Genomic DNA, 15,806 nt, shown 5'->3' on the forward strand with positions numbered 1-15,806 from the left:
CGCTAACCGGCGTCGGCGCCTCAGCCGGCCAGGGGCACGCTGCCGGTGGACGCAGCCACCAGCGCCTCGTACTGCTCCGGGTCGGTGGTGCACGCGCCCAGCGGCGTCGCCTTGTTCGCGCCGTGGTGGTCGCTGGACCCGGTGACCAGCAGCCCGAGGTCGGCGGCCAGGCCGCGCAGGTGCTCGCGCTGGGCCGGGTCGTGGTCGGGGTGGTCGACCTCCAGCCCGACCAGCCCGGCCTCGGCCATCGCGGCGATCGCGGCGTCGTCGACCACCCGCCCGCGCCGGGTGGCCAGGCCGTGGGCGAACACCGGCACCCCGCCGGCCGCCCGGACCAGCCGGATGCCCTCGAGCACGTCGGTGTCGGCCTTGGTCACGTGGTACGGCCCGCCCTGGTGCAGCAGCGTGGTGAAGGCCGCATCGACCGACGCGACGACGCCCGCCTCGACCAGCGCCCGGGCCACGTGCGGGCGGCCGACCACCGCGCCGCCGCTGGAGTCCAGGACCCGCTGCCACTCCACCGGGTATCCGGCCGCGGCGAGCGCGGCGACCATCCGCTGGCCGCGGGTCAGCCGCTCCTCGCGCAGCCGCCGCAGCTCGCCGGCCAGCTCGGGGTGCTCGGGGTCGAACAGGTAGGCCAGCAGGTGCACGCTGACCGGCCGCCCCTCGGCGGGGAACCAGCGCGCGGACAGCTCCAGGCCCGGGACGACGGTCAGCCCCTCCGGCCGGGCCGCGGCGGCCGCCGCCCACCCGTCGGTGGTGTCGTGGTCGGTGAGCGCGACGACGTCGAGGCCGGCGGCGCGGGCGGCGGCCACCAGCTCCGCCGGGGTGTCGGTGCCGTCGGAGACCGACGAGTGGGTGTGCAGGTCGATGCGCATCGGCGTCCAGCCTCCCCCAACCGGGCGCGCGCTGCTCAGGCCCCCGGCGGGCGCGGGATCGGCTGGGTGTCGTGCCGGGGCGGCGCCGCGGCGGGGCGCCGGCCGTCGTCCGGGTTGCCCTCGTCGTCGCCGGCCGCTGCGCCGCCGCCGTCGCTGCCGAACAGCAGCTCGCTCACCTCGCGGTAGAGCAGGTCCGCGCGCGGCAGGAAGGTGATCTGCGACAGGGCCTGTTGCGAGCCGGCCGACTCGAACCGGAAGGTGCCGTAGCCCAGCAGCTGGCCGGGGACGGTCTCCTTCCAGGTCAGGTCGGTGATCCGGCGCAGCGGCAGCAGGCTGACCGTGCGCGCGACGATCCCCGAGGTCAGCAGCACGCGGCGGCGGGTGACGATGAAGTGCCGCATCCACCACTCGCCGGCCCGTAGCGCGAACCAGCCGAGGGCACCGAGGACGACGAGCAGGCCGACGCTCGCGCTGACCCGGTTGTCCGGGTCGAGGGTGAGCACCCACAGCCCGACGAGCAGGACGGCGACCGCCTTCGCGGCCGGCCAGAGCAGCACCGCCCAGTGCCGGCGGGTCGCCACGACCGCCTGCTCACCGGGGAGCAGGTACTTGGCGGCGTCCTTGGCCCACCGCGGCGGGCGGCCGCCGGCCGGGCCGCTCACGGCGGGGTCAGACGAGCGAGCCGACGAAGGCCGCGATCGACGACGCCGCGCTGCCGAGCGCCTCCCCGGCGCTGCGCACCACGTCGGCCGAGGCCTCGGGGCGCTGGATGACGTAGAACACGACGAAGGCCACCGCCAGCCAGACGAGCACCTTCTTCAGGTTCACCGCCACCCCCGGGGGATCCGCTCGGACCGGCGGACGACGTGCCCGCGCGGGTAGGCCCGGAGGCCGGCCCCATGGGTAACACAGGCCCCAGCACCCTCCGCCGGGACACGCCGGGCGGCGGACGGACGGGTCAGTCCCCCGGCAGCAGGTGCTCGCTGGGCGGGCCGAGCGGGAGGTCGGGGTAGAGCCGTTCCCGCAGGTCGAGCAGGCGCATCTCCTCGGCCAGCAGCCAGGCCGCCGACATCGGCCACATGACCAGCCACAACCACACGCCGAACGCCTCGCCGACGAAGGCGGCCCGGTCGTCGGAGGTGGGCACCGCCCACAGCGGCGCGTGCTGGCCGGCGGCCTCCACCGACGCCGACGACGGGCCGGTGATGACCCCGCCAGGGTCCAGGCCCGGGAGGCCGGCGTAGCCGCAGCCCACGCCCGTGCCCGGCTCCTCCGCGACCAGCACCAGCTCCGCCGACCCGCCCAGCGGCGCCGGGCCGGCGCAGCCGACGACGATCGCCCGCGCCCCGGGCTCCCCGCCCCACGCCAGGCCGGTCACCGACCAGCCCGGCGGCACCGGGTCGGGCACCCACGCGGGCACCCGGGCGTCGGCGGTCACCGCGGCGATGGCGTCGTGGGCGATGAGCGTGGTGTGGTGCAGGGGGGTGACCGCGCCGTGCACGTGGCACCAGGCCACCGCCGAGTCCCCGGGGCGCACCACCAGTGGTTCGCCACAGCGGGGACAGACCGGGGAGCCGCTCATCGGATGACACCGTCCTGTCACTCGGGGCTGACGTCAAGCGCAGGCGGACGGTGCCGTCCCGTCTCGCCGTGTCCCCCGCCGCGACCCCGGCCGTAGCCTGCCGCCGTGGCTCCCGACTCCCCCGGCGACCGGCTGCCGGTGCAGGCCTGCGTCGGCGCCGTGGTCCTCGACGGGGAGGGCCGGCTGCTGCTGGTCCGCCGGCGCAACGCCCCCGGCCGGGGGCTGTGGTCGGTGCCCGGCGGGCGGGTGGAGCCGGGCGAGACGCTGCCCGCGGCGGTCGCCCGCGAGGTGCGCGAGGAGACCGGGCTGGCGGTCCGGGTCGGCGCGGAGGTGGGCCGGGTGACGATCCCCGGCGACGGCGTCGTCTACGACGTCGTCGACTTCGCCTGCACCCCCGAGGACCCGGCGGCGGCGCCGGTCCCGGGCGACGACGCGGACGCGGTCACCTGGGCCGGCGCCGCCGACCTCGGCCGGCTGGCCTGCACGCCGGGGCTGGTCGCGACGCTGCGCGGCTGGGGCGCGCTGCCCACCTGAGCGGTCCGGCAGCGCCCCTCCCCCCTCAGGAGCGCGGCTTCGGCTCCGGGCGGCCGGGCTGCTCGCCGCCGCGCGCCTCGCCGTAGGACCGCTTGGGCACCATGACCTTGCGCCGGAAGACGCACACGACGGTGCCGTCCTGCTTGTAGCCGATCGTCTCGACGTACACGACGCCGCGGTCGTCCTTGGACTTCGACTCCGTCTTGTCCAGGACGGTGGTCTCGCCGTAGATGGTGTCGCCGTGGAAGGTCGGCGCCACGTGCCGCAGCGACTCGATCTCCAGGTTGGCGATGGCCTTGCCGGACACGTCGGGCACGCTCATGCCGAGCAGCAGCGAGTAGACGTAGTTGCCGACGACGACGTTCTTGCCGAAGTCCGTGGTCTCCGCCGCGTAGTGGGTGTCCAGGTGCAGCGGGTGGTGGTTCATCGTGATGAGGCAGAACAGGTGGTCGTCGTACTCTGTGACGGTCTTCCCGGGCCAGTGCTTGTAGACCGCACCGACCTCGAACTCCTCGTAGTACCGACCGAACTGCATGTGCGCTCCTCCGACGTCGTCGTGCGGTGGACGGTGCCGACGTCGTGCGCGGGCAGGGGCCGTCCCGGGCCGGGCAGGCCAGTTGCCCACCACGCGGCGTCGGTGACCCATCTGGACGGGCGCCGATCCTACGATGCCCGGGTGGTCCAGCCGTCCCGCGCCGGCGATCCCGCGGAGGCGGACGTCGTCAGGCTCTCCACCGCCGGGCGCCGCGTCCGCCTCGCCGCCTCCGCGGCCGTCCTCGCGCTGCTGCTCGCCGGGACGGTCTGGGGCACCGACGCCTCGTTCCCCTTCGGCCCGTTCAAGATGTACTCGACCCGCGCCGAGGTGAACGCGCCGGTGGTCTCCACCCGGGTCGTCGGCCTGACCGGCGAGGGCGAGGAGGTGCGCCTGTCCGGCGGCGAGGTCGGGCTGCGCCGCGCCGAGTTCGAGGGGCAGCTCCCGCGGCTGGTCGACGACCCGGCACTGCTGGTGACGCTGGCCGAGACGTACGCGCGCCGGCACCCGGACGCCCCCGACCTCGTCGAGGTGCAGGTGGTGCAGCGGCACTTCGAGCTCGCCGACGGGCAGCCGACCGGTGAGTGGACCGACCGCGTCCTCGTCGGCCAGGACCTGGGGGGCGGCGCGTGACCTCCCCGGTGACCTTCCTCGTGTCCGCGGTCCGCGGCCTGCGCGGCTTCTGGACCCGCCCGGTCCCGCTGGCCCGCATCGCGGTGTTCCGCACCATCGCCTACCTGTTCGTGCCGGTCGACGTCTTCCTCACCACCGCGTGGGTCCGCGCCCACGCCGAGGTGCCCACCGTCTGGTACCAGCCCCTCGAGATCGCCCGCGTGCTGCACCTGCCCACGCCGACGTCGACCGTCGTCCACGTCGTGCAGTGGGCGCTGGTCCTCACCGCCCTCGCCGCGGCCACCGGCCGCGCGCCCCGTCTGCTCGGCACGGCCGTGTTCGTGCTGTACCTCGAGTGGATGGTCATCGCGATGAGCTACGGCAAGGTCGACCACGACCGCATCGCCTACCTCGTCGCGCTGGCCGTGCTGCCCACCATCGGCCGGGTCCGCTGGCGCGACCGCCGCCGGTCCGAGGCCGCCGGCTGGGCGATGGCCGCGGTGATGGTCACGGTGATGCTGACCTACTTCCTCGCGGCCTGGGCGAAGATGCGCTTCGGCGGCTGGGACTGGGCGACCGGCTCGACCATCACCCGGGCGGTGATCCGCCGCGGCACCGCCCTGTCGGACTGGACGCTCGACGTCCCCGGCCTGCTCGTGGCCGTGCAGTGGGTGATGCTCGTGTTCGAGTTCGCCGCGCCGCTGATGCTGCTCGTCCGGTCCGACCGGGCCCGCGTCGCGCTCGTGGTGTTCCTGCTGGGCTTCCACCTCGTGGTGTTCGGCGGGCTGCGGATCATCTTCCTGCCGCACTGCGTGGCGATCCTGTCGATCCTGCCGTGGGAGCGGGCGCCCGAGGTCCTCGCCGCGGTGCGCCGGCGCCTGCAGCCCGGGCGGCCCGCCGCGCTGTCCGCCGCGGCACCACCCGGCTGACCCGGCGTCAGATCAGCGCGCCGATGCGGGCGGCCACGTCCGCCTCGTGCTGCTGGTAGGACGCGGCGACCGCCGTGAGCAGCCCGCCCATGCCGGTGAGCGCGTCGCTGACCCCCTGGGCCGAGACCCGCCACTGCTCGTAGAGCGCGCTGAACTGCACCGCGGCCTGACTGTCGGTCCAGCCGTCGAGCACCGAGGTCGTGACCGTGCTCGACAGCGTCGCGTGCCGCGCGGCGGTCTCGGCCGCCTCGGCCTGGCACCGCCCGGCCATCGACTGCAGCGTCCCGATGTCGACCCTCATGGCCCCTCCTGTCCGTCCCGGGTCCCTCCCGGGTGGCTGCGGACGGTAGGCCGGACCGGCCCCGGGGGCGCCGGGGCCGTCCACAGCCGCGGTCCCGTCCACAGCTGGGCCCGGCCGGCCCCGCGGTGGGCCCGCCGCCGGGAGCGTCGCGCCCGTGTCCGCTCCCCTCCCCGCCGGCGCCGAGGCCCGCTGCTGGACGCTGGTCGGCGCCGAGGGCGCCGTCGACGTCGAGGTCCGCGCTCCCGACGACGCCCGGCTCGACGCCGTGCTGGCCCCGCTGGCCGACGCCCTGGGCACCGCGGCCGCGGGCCTGTGGTCCGGCAGCACCCGGCTGCCCGGGGAGCTCCTCCTGACCGACGACCGCCTGCTCCACGGCGCGGTCCTGGGCCTGGGCCGCCCGGTCCCCCGGTCCGGCGAGCCGGCCGCCAGCCCTCTGGAGCTGCACGTGGTCGGCGGGCCCGCGGCGGGCACCGTCGTCCCGCTGGCCACCGGCCGGCACGTGCTCGGCCGCGGGGCCGGCGCCACGCTGTCCCTGCCCGATCCGGGGGTCTCCCGCCGGCACGTCGCGCTCGAGGTCGGCGCCGGCGGCCTCACCGTGACCGACCTCGGCTCGACCAACGGCAGCCGGCTCGACGACGCCGACCTCGACGGCACCGCGCGCCCGTGGCGACCCGGCGCGGTGCTGCGACTGGGCGCGAGCTCGGTCACCGTCACCGGCCCGCGGGACGGGCGCGCGGGGCTGCGGCCCGGGCCGGGCGGCCGCCGGCTCGTCCGCCCGGGCGTCCCGCCCTCCGCGCACCGCCCGGAGGTGGAGGTGATCTGGCCGGAGCCGCCCGCGGCCGCACCGCGGCGCCGGCTGGGCTGGGTGGCCGTGGTGCTGCCGGCGGTCGCCGGGGTCGCCCTCGCGCTGGTCCTGTCGGCGCCCACCTTCCTGTTCTTCGCGCTGCTGGGCCCGCTGGTGGCGGTGGGCGGCTGGGCGTCGGACCGGTGGAGCGGGTCGCGCACCGGTAGGCGGGCCGCCGCGGCGCACGCCGGGCAGGTGCGGGAGGCGCGCGCCCGGCTGGCGGAGGCGGTCCGGGCCGACGTCCGGGCGGCGCGGGCGGCCGCTCCGGACCTGGCGGCCCTGACCGCCGCGGCGCGCCGGCGGACCACCCTGCTGTGGTCCCGCGGCGCCGGGGACCCGGCGGCGCTGACCGTGCGGGTGGGGACCGGCGCGGGTGCCACACGAGTGGTCCGCGTCGAGGCGGGCCGGCGGGTGCCCGAACCGGCGGCCGACCTGCCGGTGACCGTCGACCTGGGCCGGACCGGGGGCCTGGCCGTGACCGGCCCGCGGGAGCCCGCGCTGGGGGTGGTGCGCGGGCTGCTGGCGCAGCTGGTCGCCCTGTCCGCGCCCGGTGACGTCGACGTCGCGGTCCTCGCCTCCGCCGGCCGGGTGGCCGACTGGTCCTGGGCGCGGTGGCTGCCGCACCTGCCGGCCGGCGCGGTCCCGGTCCGCCCCTCGGGGGCCGGAGCCGACACGGCGCCGTCCGCCTGGCTGACCGGCCTGGCCGACGGGCGCGGGGACGCCGAGGGGACGCCGGTCCTCGTCGTCGACCGGCCGGTCGACCCGGCGCTCGCCGAGCTCCTGCGCCGGTGCCGCGAGCGGGGGGCGGTGCTGCTGGCGCTCGCCCGCCGCGGCGAGGACCTCGGCGGCTGCGTCCCCGCCGTCCTCGAGGTCGGGGGCGAGACCGGCGACACCGGGCGGCTCGGGCTCGGCGACGGCGTGCTCCCCGTGGACCTCGTCGTCGACCGCCTGCCCCGCGCCGCCGCGGCGCGGCTGGCCCGCGACCTGGCTCCCCTGGCGCCCGCCCGGCAGGCCGCGGGGCTGCCCGGCAGCGTGCGCCTGCTCGACCTGCTCGCGGACGGCCGGGGCGGGCCCGCCGGGGAGGTGCCGGTCACCTGGTCGGCCACGCGGTCGTCGCTCACCACTCGGCTGGGCGTGACCGCGGACGGGCCGGCCGAGGTGGACCTGGTGCGGGACGGGCCGCACGCCCTGGTGGCGGGGACGACCGGGTCGGGCAAGTCGGAGCTGCTGCAGACGCTGGTCGCCGGGCTCGCGCTGGCACACCCGCCCGACCGGTGCTCGTTCCTGCTGGTCGACTACAAGGGCGGTGCCGCCTTCGCCGAGGCCGTGGCGCTGCCGCACACCGTGGGCCTGGTGACCGACCTGGACGGCGCGGCCACCGCCCGGGCGCTGCGGTCGCTGACGGCGGAGCTCGCCCGCCGCGAGGCGCTGCTGGCCGCGGCCGGGGTCCCCGACCTCGCGGCGCTCCCGCCGGAGGTCGAGCTGGCGCGGCTGGTGATCGTCGTCGACGAGTTCGCGGGGCTGGCCGAGGAGCTGCCGGAGTTCGTCGCGGGCCTGGTCGGCATCGCCCAGCGGGGCCGCTCCCTCGGCGTGCACCTGGTGCTCGCGACCCAGCGCCCCGGCGGCGTGGTGTCCCCCGAGATCCGGGCCAACTGCTCGCTGCGGCTGTGCCTGCGAACCACCGACGAGGCCGACTCGCGCGACGTGCTCGGCAGCGGGGTCGCCGCGGCGGTGCCGGCGGACCGCCCCGGCCGGGGGTACCTGCGCACCGGCAGCGGGCGCCCGGTCCCGTTCCAGGCGGCACGGGTGGCGCTCGGCCCCGCGGTGGCGGCCGCCGGCCCGACGGTGACCCGCTGGTCCTGGCCGGCCCCTCCGGCGGGGACCGCGCCCGGGACGCCGGTGGGCCCGACCGACCTCGCCCGGGTCACCGCGGCCACCACCGGCCACGCCGAGGCGGCGGGCGTGCGGCGGCCGCACCGGCCCTGGCAGCCGGCGCTCCCCGAGCGGCTGAGGACGACCGACCTCCCCGGCGCGGACGGGCCCGCGACGCGGCTGGTGGTGGGGCTCGTCGACCGCCCCGACCGGCAGGCGCGGGAGCCGCTGCGGCTCGACCTCGACCGCGGCGGCGGCTGGCTGGCCGTGGGCGGCCCGGGCAGCGGCCGCACCACCCTGCTGCGCACCGTGCTGGCCGAGGCCGTGGCCCGGCTGTCGCCCGGCCGGCTGCACGTGCACGTCCTCGACCACGCCGGTGGCGCGCTGGCCGCCGAGGCCGCGGGCCTGGCGCACACCGGCACGGTGGTCGGCGCGGACGACGCGCTGCGCACCGTCCGGCTGGTGTCCCGGCTGGCCGGGGAGGTCGCCGGGCGGCGGGCCGGAGGGCGTGCGGAGGTCCCGGCCGTCCTGCTCCTGGTCGACGGCGTGGACGGGCTGCTGGCGCAGCTGGACGAGGCGGTCCCCGGGCAGGGCGCGGCCGAGTTCCTGCGGCTCGTCCGCGACGGCGGCGCGGCCGCGCTGACCTGCGTCCTGACCGCCGACCGCGCCGTCCCCGGGGGGCGGCTGGCCGCGGCCGCGGGGACCCGCCTGGTCCTCCCGCTGCCCGACCGCGCCGACTACGCCGTGGCCGGGGTGCCGGTCCGCGCGGTGCCCGGTGCCCGCCCGCCGGGCCGGGCGCTGCTGGGCGAGGAGGCACTCGAGTGCCAGGTCGCGCTGCCCCGGCCCCTCCGCCGCACCGCGCCGGCCGCCCCGCCGGGTGCCGGGCCGCTGCTCGTGCCCGAGCTGCCGCCGGACCCGCCGCCGGTGCAGCCGCCGGCCGGGGAGGACGCCGGCCTGCTCCGCCGCGTGCCGCTGGGGCCCGGCGGCGACGAGGGCGGCGTGCTCACCGTCGACCTGCTGCGCGCCGGGGGGCTGCTCGTCGTCGGCCCGCCCGGCAGCGGCCGGACGAGCACGCTGACGGCGCTGGGCGCGACGCTGACGGCGGCCGGCGTCCCCGTCCTGCGCGTGCTCCGGGCCGGCCGGTCGGCACCGGACGGGCTGCCGGTGCTCCTCGCCGACGACGTCACCGGGTGGCGGGCGTGGTGCGCGGGCCTGGCCGGGCGCCCGGGCGCGGTGCTGCTGGACGACGCCGGCACGCTCGCCGACTCACCGGTCGGCGCCGCACTGGCCGGCGGCGAGCGCACCGGCGAGGTGCTGGTGCTCGCCGCCGGGACGGCCGGTGAGCTCTCCCCCGCCTTCCGCGGCCCGGTCGCCGAGCTGCGCCGCGGCCGCAGCGGCCTGCTGCTGTGCCCGGGCCCCGGCGACGCCGACCTGCTGGGCACCCGGCTGCCCCGGACGCCGGTGCCGGTCCGGCCGGGGTCGGGCTGGCTGGTCACCGCCGGGACCCCGCAGCGGGTCCAGGTCGCCCGCGCCCGGCCGGCGGGCCCGTGACCGGCCGGTCAGAGCAGGTCGAGCGCCGGGCCGATCTCCTGGGTGGCGTACCAGGCCAGCTCGTGCCCCTCGGCCTGGTCGACGACGAACTGCGCCTCCTCGCTGCCGAGGTCGGCCTCGAGGACCACGGCGACCGCGGCGCGCACGTCCTCCTCGGCCTCGGCGCCGTCGACGTGCGCGCTGGCCACGTCGGCGAGCGCGACGTCGGCGGTGACCCGCACGGCGCCGGGCTCGGTGTCCGGGTCGTCGATCTCGGTGACCGTGCCGTCGGGCACGTCGGCGGCGAGCACGACCCGGCGGCGGGCGGCCGTGGGGTCGACGTCGACCAGCCGCAGGCTGGCCCGGGCGGCGGCGAGCAGCGCCGCGTACTCCAGCTCCTCGACGTCGGCCGCGGCGTCGCTGAGCGCGTAGTGGTCGCGCAGCCGCGGGGTGACGGCGAAGCCGGTGTGCGGCCCGCTCAGCCGGCCCTCGTCCACGAGCGTCCGCAGGACGCTCGTCGTCGCCGGCAGGTAGATCCGCACCCGGCCGCTCCTCTCCTGTCGGGGAAGGCGACCGTATCCCGCACCCCTCGGCCCGGGTCCGCCGCCGGGTCAGCGCACGGAGTCGGCGAGCGCCCCGACCTCCTGCTCGACGAGGTCGGCCAGGACGTCCACGTCCCCGGCGCCGTCCCGGTCGGCGTTGAGCCCGACGTAGACGTGCCCGTCGTAGCTGGTCATGCCGACCGCCAGGCCCTGCCCGCCGATCAACGGGACCACGGGGAACACCTCGAGCATCCGGCTGCCGGCGGCGTACAGCGGCACCTGCGGACCCGGGACGTTGGTGACGACGAGGTTGAACATCCGCCGCGACAGCCCCCGGGCCGCGCGCGCACCGAGCGCGTGCAGCGTGGGCGGGGCGAAACCGGTCAGCGCGACGAGCGTGTCGGCGCGCACCGAGCCGGTCACCCCGCGCATCGCGTAGCTGAGCCGGGCCAGCCGCACCCACGGGTTGGGCTCCCCGACCGGCAGGTCGACCAGGTAGGCCGCCACGCCGCTGCCCGGCGCGTCCTGGTCCTCGCCCTGCACCGACACCGGTACCAGCGCGCGGACCGCGGTCGAGCCGAGCACCGGCTCGCCGCGGGACAGCAGCCAGTCGCGCAGGGCGCCGCTGAGCACGGTCAGCAGGACGTCGTTGATCGTGCCGCCGTGCGCCTTGCGGATCGCCTTGAGGTCCTCGAGGTCGGCGCGCGCGACGGCGACCCGCCGCTGGTTGCCCAGCGTGCGGGCGAGCGGGCCGTGCGGAGCCGGGACGACCGCCGAGCGGGCCGCCCGGACCAGCCCTCCGGCCACGCCCCGCACCCGGGCCGCGGTGGAGCGCAGGTCCCCGACCGCCGACCGCGCGGTCTCGAGCACCGCCGTGGGGCGCTGCACGTAGTCCCCGAGCGCGTCGCGGACCAGCTCGACCGGGCCGGGCACCCGCCGCGGCGCCCAGTGGTCGGCCGACGGGACGGGCGCGTCCGGCGAGCTGTCGAGCAGGACCTGCGCGATGTCGACGGCTCCCAGGCCGTCGACCAGCGCCGGGTGGGTCTTGGTGGCCACCGCGACCCGGCCGCCGGACAGGCCCTCGACCAGGTAGACCTCCCACAGCGGCCGGCCGCGGTCCAGCGGGCGCGAGGTCACCCGGGAGACCAGGTCGAGCAGCTGCGCCTCGGTGCCCGGGCGCGGCACCGCCGACCGCCGGACGTGGTAGGCGACGTCGAAGTCGGGGTCGTCGGCCCACACCGGGTTCGCCAGGTGGCCCGGCACCGGCACGATCCGCTGCCGGTAGCGCGGCACCAGCGGCAGCCGCGCCTCGACCAGCTCGGCGAGGGCGTCGAGACCGCCCTCGACCGGCTCCAGGACCAGCACCCCGGCGACGTGGATCGGTGCCCCGTCGTCCTCCAGGTAGAGGAACGACGCGTCCAGGGTGCTCAGCCGCTCGGCCATCGTCCTCCTCCGGATCGGGTGCCCACCGTACGTCGCGGCCGGAGACCGGCACACCCGCGGGACGGGTGGCCGCCGGGCCGGGACGGCGGCGTCACCCGGCCCTCCTGCGGGGGCGGCCGCGCCGGCCGGCGGCGGGCTCGGGCACCTCCGCGAGCCCCGCGGCCAGCGACCGCAGGGCGGCGCGCAGCGGGGAGCCGGGCGCCACCTCGGCGAGCGTCCGGCCGGAGGCGAGGGCGGCGTCGGTGGCGCGGCGGTCGGCCGGCAGGAACGCGCGGACCGTGCGGCCGGCGAAGCGCTCGAGCGCGCCCGCGATCTCCTCGCGCGGGTCCCCGGGCACCGGCCCGCGGCGCACCTGGTTGACCACGACCGCCGGCTCCACCTCCGGCAGCAGGTCGCGCAGCTGGCCGAGGGCGCGGATGGTGCGCTGCAGCGCCACGGGGTCGGCGCCGCTGACGCAGAGGACGTCGTCGGCGGACTCGAGCACGGTCACCGTGGCGCCGTTGCGCCGGGGCGCGGCCGTGTCGAAGGACAGCTCCTCGTCCTCCTCGAGGTTGAACGCGCAGTCGACGACGACGAGGTCGGCGGCCCGCCGCGCCTCCGTGAGCACCGCGGCGACCGCGGCGGGCCGCAGCTCGGGCCAGCGGTCGGCGCGCGCCAGCCCGGTCAGCACGGCCAGGTCCGGGCGGACCGACCAGGCCAGCCGGGTGAGCGCGGCGCCGTCGAGCGTGCCGGCCGCGGCCTGCCGCGCCGCCCCGGCCAGCCCCGGCGACTCGTCGAGCAGCCCGAGCACCTGGGCGACCACGCCGCCGTAGACGTCCGCGTCGACGAGCAGCGTGGGGACGCCGAGACGGGCGGCCTCGTCGGCGAGACTGACCGCGACGGTGGTCCGGCCGGGCGCGCCGGTCGGCCCCCACACCGCCACGACCCGGCCGCGCGGGGGCCGCTGCTCCTCCGGCTCCGGCTCGGGCAGCGCCGGGGCGGGCAGCGCCGCCCGCGGGTCGGCGACGTCGCGCCCGGCGGCGGGCCCGCCCGCGACGGCGTCCCGCAGCGCGCGCACGACGTCCTCGGCCGGGGCGTCGGCCGGCAGCACCGTCCCCACGCCGAGGGCGCGCAGCCGGTCGCCGGCGCGCTGGTCCGCGGGGTCGGCCAGCCCGACGACGGCCACCCCTGCGGCGGTCAGCCGGGCGACCGCCTCGCCGTCGAGCCGGTGCAGGTCGGCCGACAGCAGCGCGGCCTGGGCGGTGCCGGTGGCCGCGGTGGCCAGCAGGTCCGAGGCGTCGACGCAGCGCCGCACGACGGTGACGCCGTGGTCGGCGCGGTCCAGCGCCCCGACCAGCGCCGCCTCCCACGGCGCGCCGGTGACCGCGGTGACGACCTGCAGCGCCATCAGGCGGCGGGCGCGGCGGGGACACCGGCCGCGGGGTCGACGGTCACCGGCGGGGCCACCGGCTCCACCAGCGCGGGCGCGGGCTGCACCGGCGGGACGGGCACGGGAGCCGGCCCGGGAGCCGGCCCCGGCGCCGGCGTCGAGAAGGCCGGAGACGAGGAGGCCGGAGACGGCGACGGCGACGGCGACGGCGACGGCGGAGCGGCCGGCGAGCGGGACACCGCGGGCGTGCCGGCGCCTTCCACGGACCCGTGCACCACGACCACCAGCGGCCGGCCACCGATGGCGGCCAGCACGTCGGGCGCGTCGTCGGCGGGCACGGCGACCACCACCTGCACGGTCGTGGTCGTGGTCGAGAGGACGCCCTCCGCCCGGCCGCTGACCGCCTGCACCGGCGCCGAGCCGACCACGAGCACGACACCCTCCCCCGTCGCGGTGCCCGCCGGGTCGGTGACCCCGTAGACGTCGACGACCGTGCCGCGGGCCAGGCCCGGCGGCACGTAGCCGGCCTGGACCGGCAGCGCGACCTGCACCAGGTCCTCCGGCTCCTCCAGGACGGTCCGCGGCAGCAGCTCGCCGGCCCGGACCGCCCGGGCGAGGGTCCGGCCCGCGGGGTCGGTGCCGGTGGACAGGTAGGCGCCGGCAGCGTCGCCGAGCCGGACGTCGACGGCGGCCAGGTCCTCGGGACCGAGCACGGTGCCGGCGGCGAGGTCGGCGGTCACCGACCACACCGGCACGGTGGCGTCGGCGGCGGTGAGCACGCGGGCGCCCAGCAGCACCGAGCCCAGGACGAGCAGCACGCCGAGCACCAGGCGCAGGTCCAGCCAGCGGGGCGGCCGCACCCGGCGCGGCACCGGCCCGGCCGGGGTCTCCGCGGCGGAACCCGTCGGCACCGTGCGCGTCGCAGCGCTCACCGGGCGCTCCTCCCTCCGCTGGCCGGGGCTGGCCCCGGCGGCCCGCCGGCCGGCGGGTGTCCGTCCCGACCGGCACGGCGAGGCTCGGTCGGACGCAGATGATGCGGTACGGATGCGGATGCGTGCACCGGTTGTCCACACGTTCGGGTGTGGACGGGAAGCGTGCGGGTGAGTGCGTTCCTGACAGACTGGCGGGGACCGGACGGAGAGCCCCATGCCCACACCGCGCTTCCTGACCCTCGACGACGTCGCCGAGATCCTCAACGTCTCGTGGTCGCAGGCCTACGCCCTCGTGCGGCGCCGGGAGCTGATCGCCATCCAGATCGGCGGCCGCGGCCAGTGGCGGGTCGAGGTCGACGAGCTGGAGCGGTTCATCCAGCGGAAGTACGCCGAGGCCCGCGCCGGCGCGGTGCCCGCCGCCGACGAGGTCGCGCCCGCCGGGGAGCCGGCCGACGGTGCCGGGACCAGCGGGGACGCGGCCCCGGCCGGCGAGGCGCCCGCCCGGGGAGGGCGCCTCGCCCGCTGAGCTCAGGCGGCGCCGGGCGCGAGCGTCCGCACCACGGCGACCGCCGACAGCACCGCCGCCCGCACGCCGCGCACCGCGCCGGCCCGGCGGAAGTCGTCGGCCGCGTGCTCGGCCAGCTCCACGAAGTCGGCCCCCACCCGGTCCACCGTCCCGGTCAGCACCCCGCCGTCGTCGAGGACGACGGACACCGCGCTGCGGTCGCGCGCCAGCCCGCGCAGCGCCCGGCGCAGGTCCGGCGCCGCCCGGACGGCCGACGGCGGCCCGGCCGGGGCCGTGGTCCGCACCAGCCCCGACACCGCGACGACGGCCGGCAGCGCCACCAGCACCTCGCGCCCGGAGCCGTCGTCGAGCAGCGCCCAGTCCGGCCCGAGCTCGGTGAGCCGGCCGGCCACCTCCCCCGCGCCGCGGCAGCGCAGCGACACGTGCCCGCCGACCGCGCCGCCGAGCCGGTCCGCCAGCCGCAGCGCACCGACCTCCGCCCGGGACCGGGACGGGAGCTCGGCCCGCTCCTCGGCCGCCGCGGCCTCCTCGAACTCCGCCTGCAGGTCGGCGAACAGCTGCTGCCAGCGCATGCCGCAGAGCCTAGATCCACAAGGACTCTTGCGTTTGGTTGCATTTGCTTGCTTCAGTACGCCGACGTCAATGGAAGGAGGGCACGTGTCGGCACGTCGACTCGGCGTCGCGACGGCGGTCATGACCGCGCTGGGCGGAGTCCTGCACGCCCTCACCCCGGACCTCGGCGCGCTCCTGCACAGCGGCGGTGACCTGCAGGCCGTCGTCGACACCGCCGGGCCCGAGGCGCTGCTGCCCCACGCGGTCGCCGTCGTGGCGTGGGCCGTCTGGGCCTGGGGTGCGCTCGGGCTGGTGCTCACCGCGCTGTCGGCGCTGCCCGGCCTGGCCGGCGCGGCCGCCGGCGTCCTCCTGCGGCGGGTGGTCCCGGCGTCCGGGCGGCGGGCCGCCGCGCTCGCCCTCGGCGTCGGCCTCGCCACGGCACCGGTCCTCAGCGGCTGCGCGGCCGCGGGGCCCGTCGTCGTCGCGACTGCCGGCGCGCCGGCTCCGCCGGCCGTCCCCGACTGGCCGGCGCCCGTCCCCGCCCCCGCGGTGCCCGACTGGCCCGCCGCCCCTGCCCTCGGCGAGCACGTCGTGCTGCGCGGCGAGTGCCTGTGGACCATCGCGGCCGCCGACCTGCGCGCCCGCACCGGCGCCGAGCCCCCCGACGCCGCGACCGCCGCCGCCGTCGGCCGCTGGTGGGCGGCGAACGCGGCCGTCATCGGCCCCGACCCCGACCTGCTGCTGCCCGGTCAGGTGCTGCGCCCGCCGCCGTGAGGGCCGCACCCCGCCGAACCCGCCCGGCCGCTCCCCCGGCCCGCATCGCCCCCG

At 78.8% G+C, this 15,806-nt stretch carries 17 protein-coding genes; 6 read left to right on the forward strand and 11 right to left on the reverse strand.

Annotation, left to right across the window (positions count from 1 at the left end):
* Positions 1 to 20: 20 nt before the first annotated feature.
* From ACI79L_RS03715 to ACI79L_RS03730, 4 genes are all read right to left on the reverse strand, one after another.
* The gene (locus ACI79L_RS03715; protein ID WP_456935473.1) at positions 21 to 878 is read right to left on the reverse strand and encodes a PHP domain-containing protein; all 858 of its coding nucleotides are present in this window, start codon (positions 876 to 878) and stop codon (positions 21 to 23) included.
* 35 nt (positions 879 to 913) lie between these two features.
* Complete coding sequence (locus ACI79L_RS03720) at positions 914 to 1,540, reverse strand: PH domain-containing protein (RefSeq protein ID WP_456935474.1); 627 nt, start codon at positions 1,538 to 1,540, stop codon at positions 914 to 916.
* Positions 1,541 to 1,547: 7 nt separating this feature from the next.
* Entirely contained in the window at positions 1,548 to 1,712 is a 165-nt protein-coding gene (locus ACI79L_RS03725; protein ID WP_456929373.1) for a hypothetical protein, read from the reverse strand.
* 124 nt (positions 1,713 to 1,836) lie between these two features.
* Positions 1,837 to 2,460, reverse strand: coding sequence for a DUF6758 family protein (locus tag ACI79L_RS03730; protein WP_456935475.1), 624 nt, complete (start codon positions 2,458 to 2,460; stop codon positions 1,837 to 1,839).
* Positions 2,461 to 2,565: 105 nt separating this feature from the next.
* Between ACI79L_RS03730 and ACI79L_RS03735 the strand changes: the two genes are divergently transcribed.
* Positions 2,566 to 2,994: an NUDIX hydrolase gene (locus tag ACI79L_RS03735; RefSeq protein WP_456935476.1), complete on the forward strand. Its 429-nt coding sequence runs from the start codon at positions 2,566 to 2,568 to the stop codon at positions 2,992 to 2,994.
* Positions 2,995 to 3,019: 25 nt separating this feature from the next.
* On the opposite strand, the gene ACI79L_RS03740 is transcribed toward ACI79L_RS03735, so the two are convergent.
* Entirely contained in the window at positions 3,020 to 3,529 is a 510-nt protein-coding gene (locus ACI79L_RS03740; RefSeq protein ID WP_100500843.1) for a MaoC family dehydratase, read from the reverse strand.
* A gap of 141 nt (positions 3,530 to 3,670) precedes the next feature.
* On the opposite strand from ACI79L_RS03740, the gene ACI79L_RS03745 reads away from it, so the two are divergent.
* Together ACI79L_RS03745 and ACI79L_RS03750 are read left to right on the forward strand one after the other, a co-directional pair.
* Complete coding sequence (locus tag ACI79L_RS03745) at positions 3,671 to 4,159, forward strand: hypothetical protein (protein ID WP_456935477.1); 489 nt, start codon at positions 3,671 to 3,673, stop codon at positions 4,157 to 4,159.
* Entirely contained in the window at positions 4,156 to 5,067 is a 912-nt protein-coding gene (locus ACI79L_RS03750) for an HTTM domain-containing protein (RefSeq protein ID WP_456935478.1), read from the forward strand. Before ACI79L_RS03745 ends, ACI79L_RS03750 begins: the two co-directional genes overlap by 4 nt.
* 7 nt (positions 5,068 to 5,074) lie before the next feature.
* On the opposite strand, the gene ACI79L_RS03755 is transcribed toward ACI79L_RS03750, so the two are convergent.
* Positions 5,075 to 5,368 carry a WXG100 family type VII secretion target gene (locus ACI79L_RS03755; protein WP_456935479.1) on the reverse strand — a complete coding sequence of 98 codons (294 nt, stop codon included), beginning with the start codon at positions 5,366 to 5,368 and terminating at the stop codon, positions 5,075 to 5,077.
* Positions 5,369 to 5,522: 154 nt separating this feature from the next.
* Between ACI79L_RS03755 and ACI79L_RS03760 the strand changes: the two genes are divergently transcribed.
* The gene (locus ACI79L_RS03760; protein ID WP_456935480.1) at positions 5,523 to 9,635 is read left to right on the forward strand and encodes an FtsK/SpoIIIE domain-containing protein; all 4,113 of its coding nucleotides are present in this window, start codon (positions 5,523 to 5,525) and stop codon (positions 9,633 to 9,635) included.
* Between the two features lie 8 nt (positions 9,636 to 9,643).
* On the opposite strand, the gene ACI79L_RS03765 is transcribed toward ACI79L_RS03760, so the two are convergent.
* The 4 genes from ACI79L_RS03765 to ACI79L_RS03780 all read right to left on the reverse strand — a co-directional run bounded on the left by ACI79L_RS03765 (position 9,644) and on the right by ACI79L_RS03780 (position 13,900).
* Positions 9,644 to 10,156, reverse strand: coding sequence for a DUF6912 family protein (locus tag ACI79L_RS03765; RefSeq protein ID WP_456935481.1), 513 nt, complete (start codon positions 10,154 to 10,156; stop codon positions 9,644 to 9,646).
* Positions 10,157 to 10,225: 69 nt separating this feature from the next.
* Positions 10,226 to 11,599, reverse strand: coding sequence for a WS/DGAT/MGAT family O-acyltransferase (locus tag ACI79L_RS03770; RefSeq protein ID WP_456935482.1), 1,374 nt, complete (start codon positions 11,597 to 11,599; stop codon positions 10,226 to 10,228).
* A 91-nt stretch (positions 11,600 to 11,690) separates the two neighbouring features.
* Entirely contained in the window at positions 11,691 to 12,986 is a 1,296-nt protein-coding gene (locus ACI79L_RS03775; RefSeq protein ID WP_456935483.1) for an AAA family ATPase, read from the reverse strand.
* On the reverse strand, positions 12,986 to 13,900 hold the full coding sequence (locus ACI79L_RS03780; protein WP_456935484.1) for an SAF domain-containing protein: 915 nt from the start codon (positions 13,898 to 13,900) through the stop codon (positions 12,986 to 12,988). The genes ACI79L_RS03775 and ACI79L_RS03780 overlap by 1 nt, the downstream gene beginning before the upstream one ends.
* 214 nt (positions 13,901 to 14,114) lie before the next feature.
* On the opposite strand from ACI79L_RS03780, the gene ACI79L_RS03785 reads away from it, so the two are divergent.
* Complete coding sequence (locus tag ACI79L_RS03785; protein ID WP_456935485.1) at positions 14,115 to 14,426, forward strand: helix-turn-helix domain-containing protein; 312 nt, start codon at positions 14,115 to 14,117, stop codon at positions 14,424 to 14,426.
* Between the two features lie 2 nt (positions 14,427 to 14,428).
* On the opposite strand, the gene ACI79L_RS03790 is transcribed toward ACI79L_RS03785, so the two are convergent.
* On the reverse strand, positions 14,429 to 14,998 hold the full coding sequence (locus ACI79L_RS03790; protein ID WP_456935486.1) for a hypothetical protein: 570 nt from the start codon (positions 14,996 to 14,998) through the stop codon (positions 14,429 to 14,431).
* A gap of 85 nt (positions 14,999 to 15,083) precedes the next feature.
* On the opposite strand from ACI79L_RS03790, the gene ACI79L_RS03795 reads away from it, so the two are divergent.
* Positions 15,084 to 15,752: a hypothetical protein gene (locus ACI79L_RS03795; RefSeq protein WP_456935487.1), complete on the forward strand. Its 669-nt coding sequence runs from the start codon at positions 15,084 to 15,086 to the stop codon at positions 15,750 to 15,752.
* Positions 15,753 to 15,806: the final 54 nt, after the last annotated feature.

It is taken from the genome of Geodermatophilus sp. SYSU D00684 (assembly GCF_054050455.1).

Excerpts from the sequence above, each read along its gene's own strand:
- ACI79L_RS03740 (WP_100500843.1), bottom strand. The coding sequence starts at position 3,529 with ATGCAGTTCGGTCGGTACTACGAGGAGTTCGAGGTCGGTGCGGTCTAC.
- ACI79L_RS03790 (WP_456935486.1), bottom strand. The coding sequence starts at position 14,998 with ATGCGCTGGCAGCAGCTGTTCGCCGACCTGCAGGCGGAGTTCGAGGAG.
- ACI79L_RS03785 (WP_456935485.1), top strand. The coding sequence starts at position 14,115 with ATGCCCACACCGCGCTTCCTGACCCTCGACGACGTCGCCGAGATCCTC.
- ACI79L_RS03770 (WP_456935482.1), bottom strand. The coding sequence starts at position 11,599 with ATGGCCGAGCGGCTGAGCACCCTGGACGCGTCGTTCCTCTACCTGGAG.
- ACI79L_RS03715 (WP_456935473.1), bottom strand. The coding sequence starts at position 878 with ATGCGCATCGACCTGCACACCCACTCGTCGGTCTCCGACGGCACCGAC.
- ACI79L_RS03730 (WP_456935475.1), bottom strand. The coding sequence starts at position 2,460 with ATGAGCGGCTCCCCGGTCTGTCCCCGCTGTGGCGAACCACTGGTGGTG.
- ACI79L_RS03755 (WP_456935479.1), bottom strand. The coding sequence starts at position 5,368 with ATGAGGGTCGACATCGGGACGCTGCAGTCGATGGCCGGGCGGTGCCAG.
- ACI79L_RS03775 (WP_456935483.1), bottom strand. The coding sequence starts at position 12,986 with ATGGCGCTGCAGGTCGTCACCGCGGTCACCGGCGCGCCGTGGGAGGCG.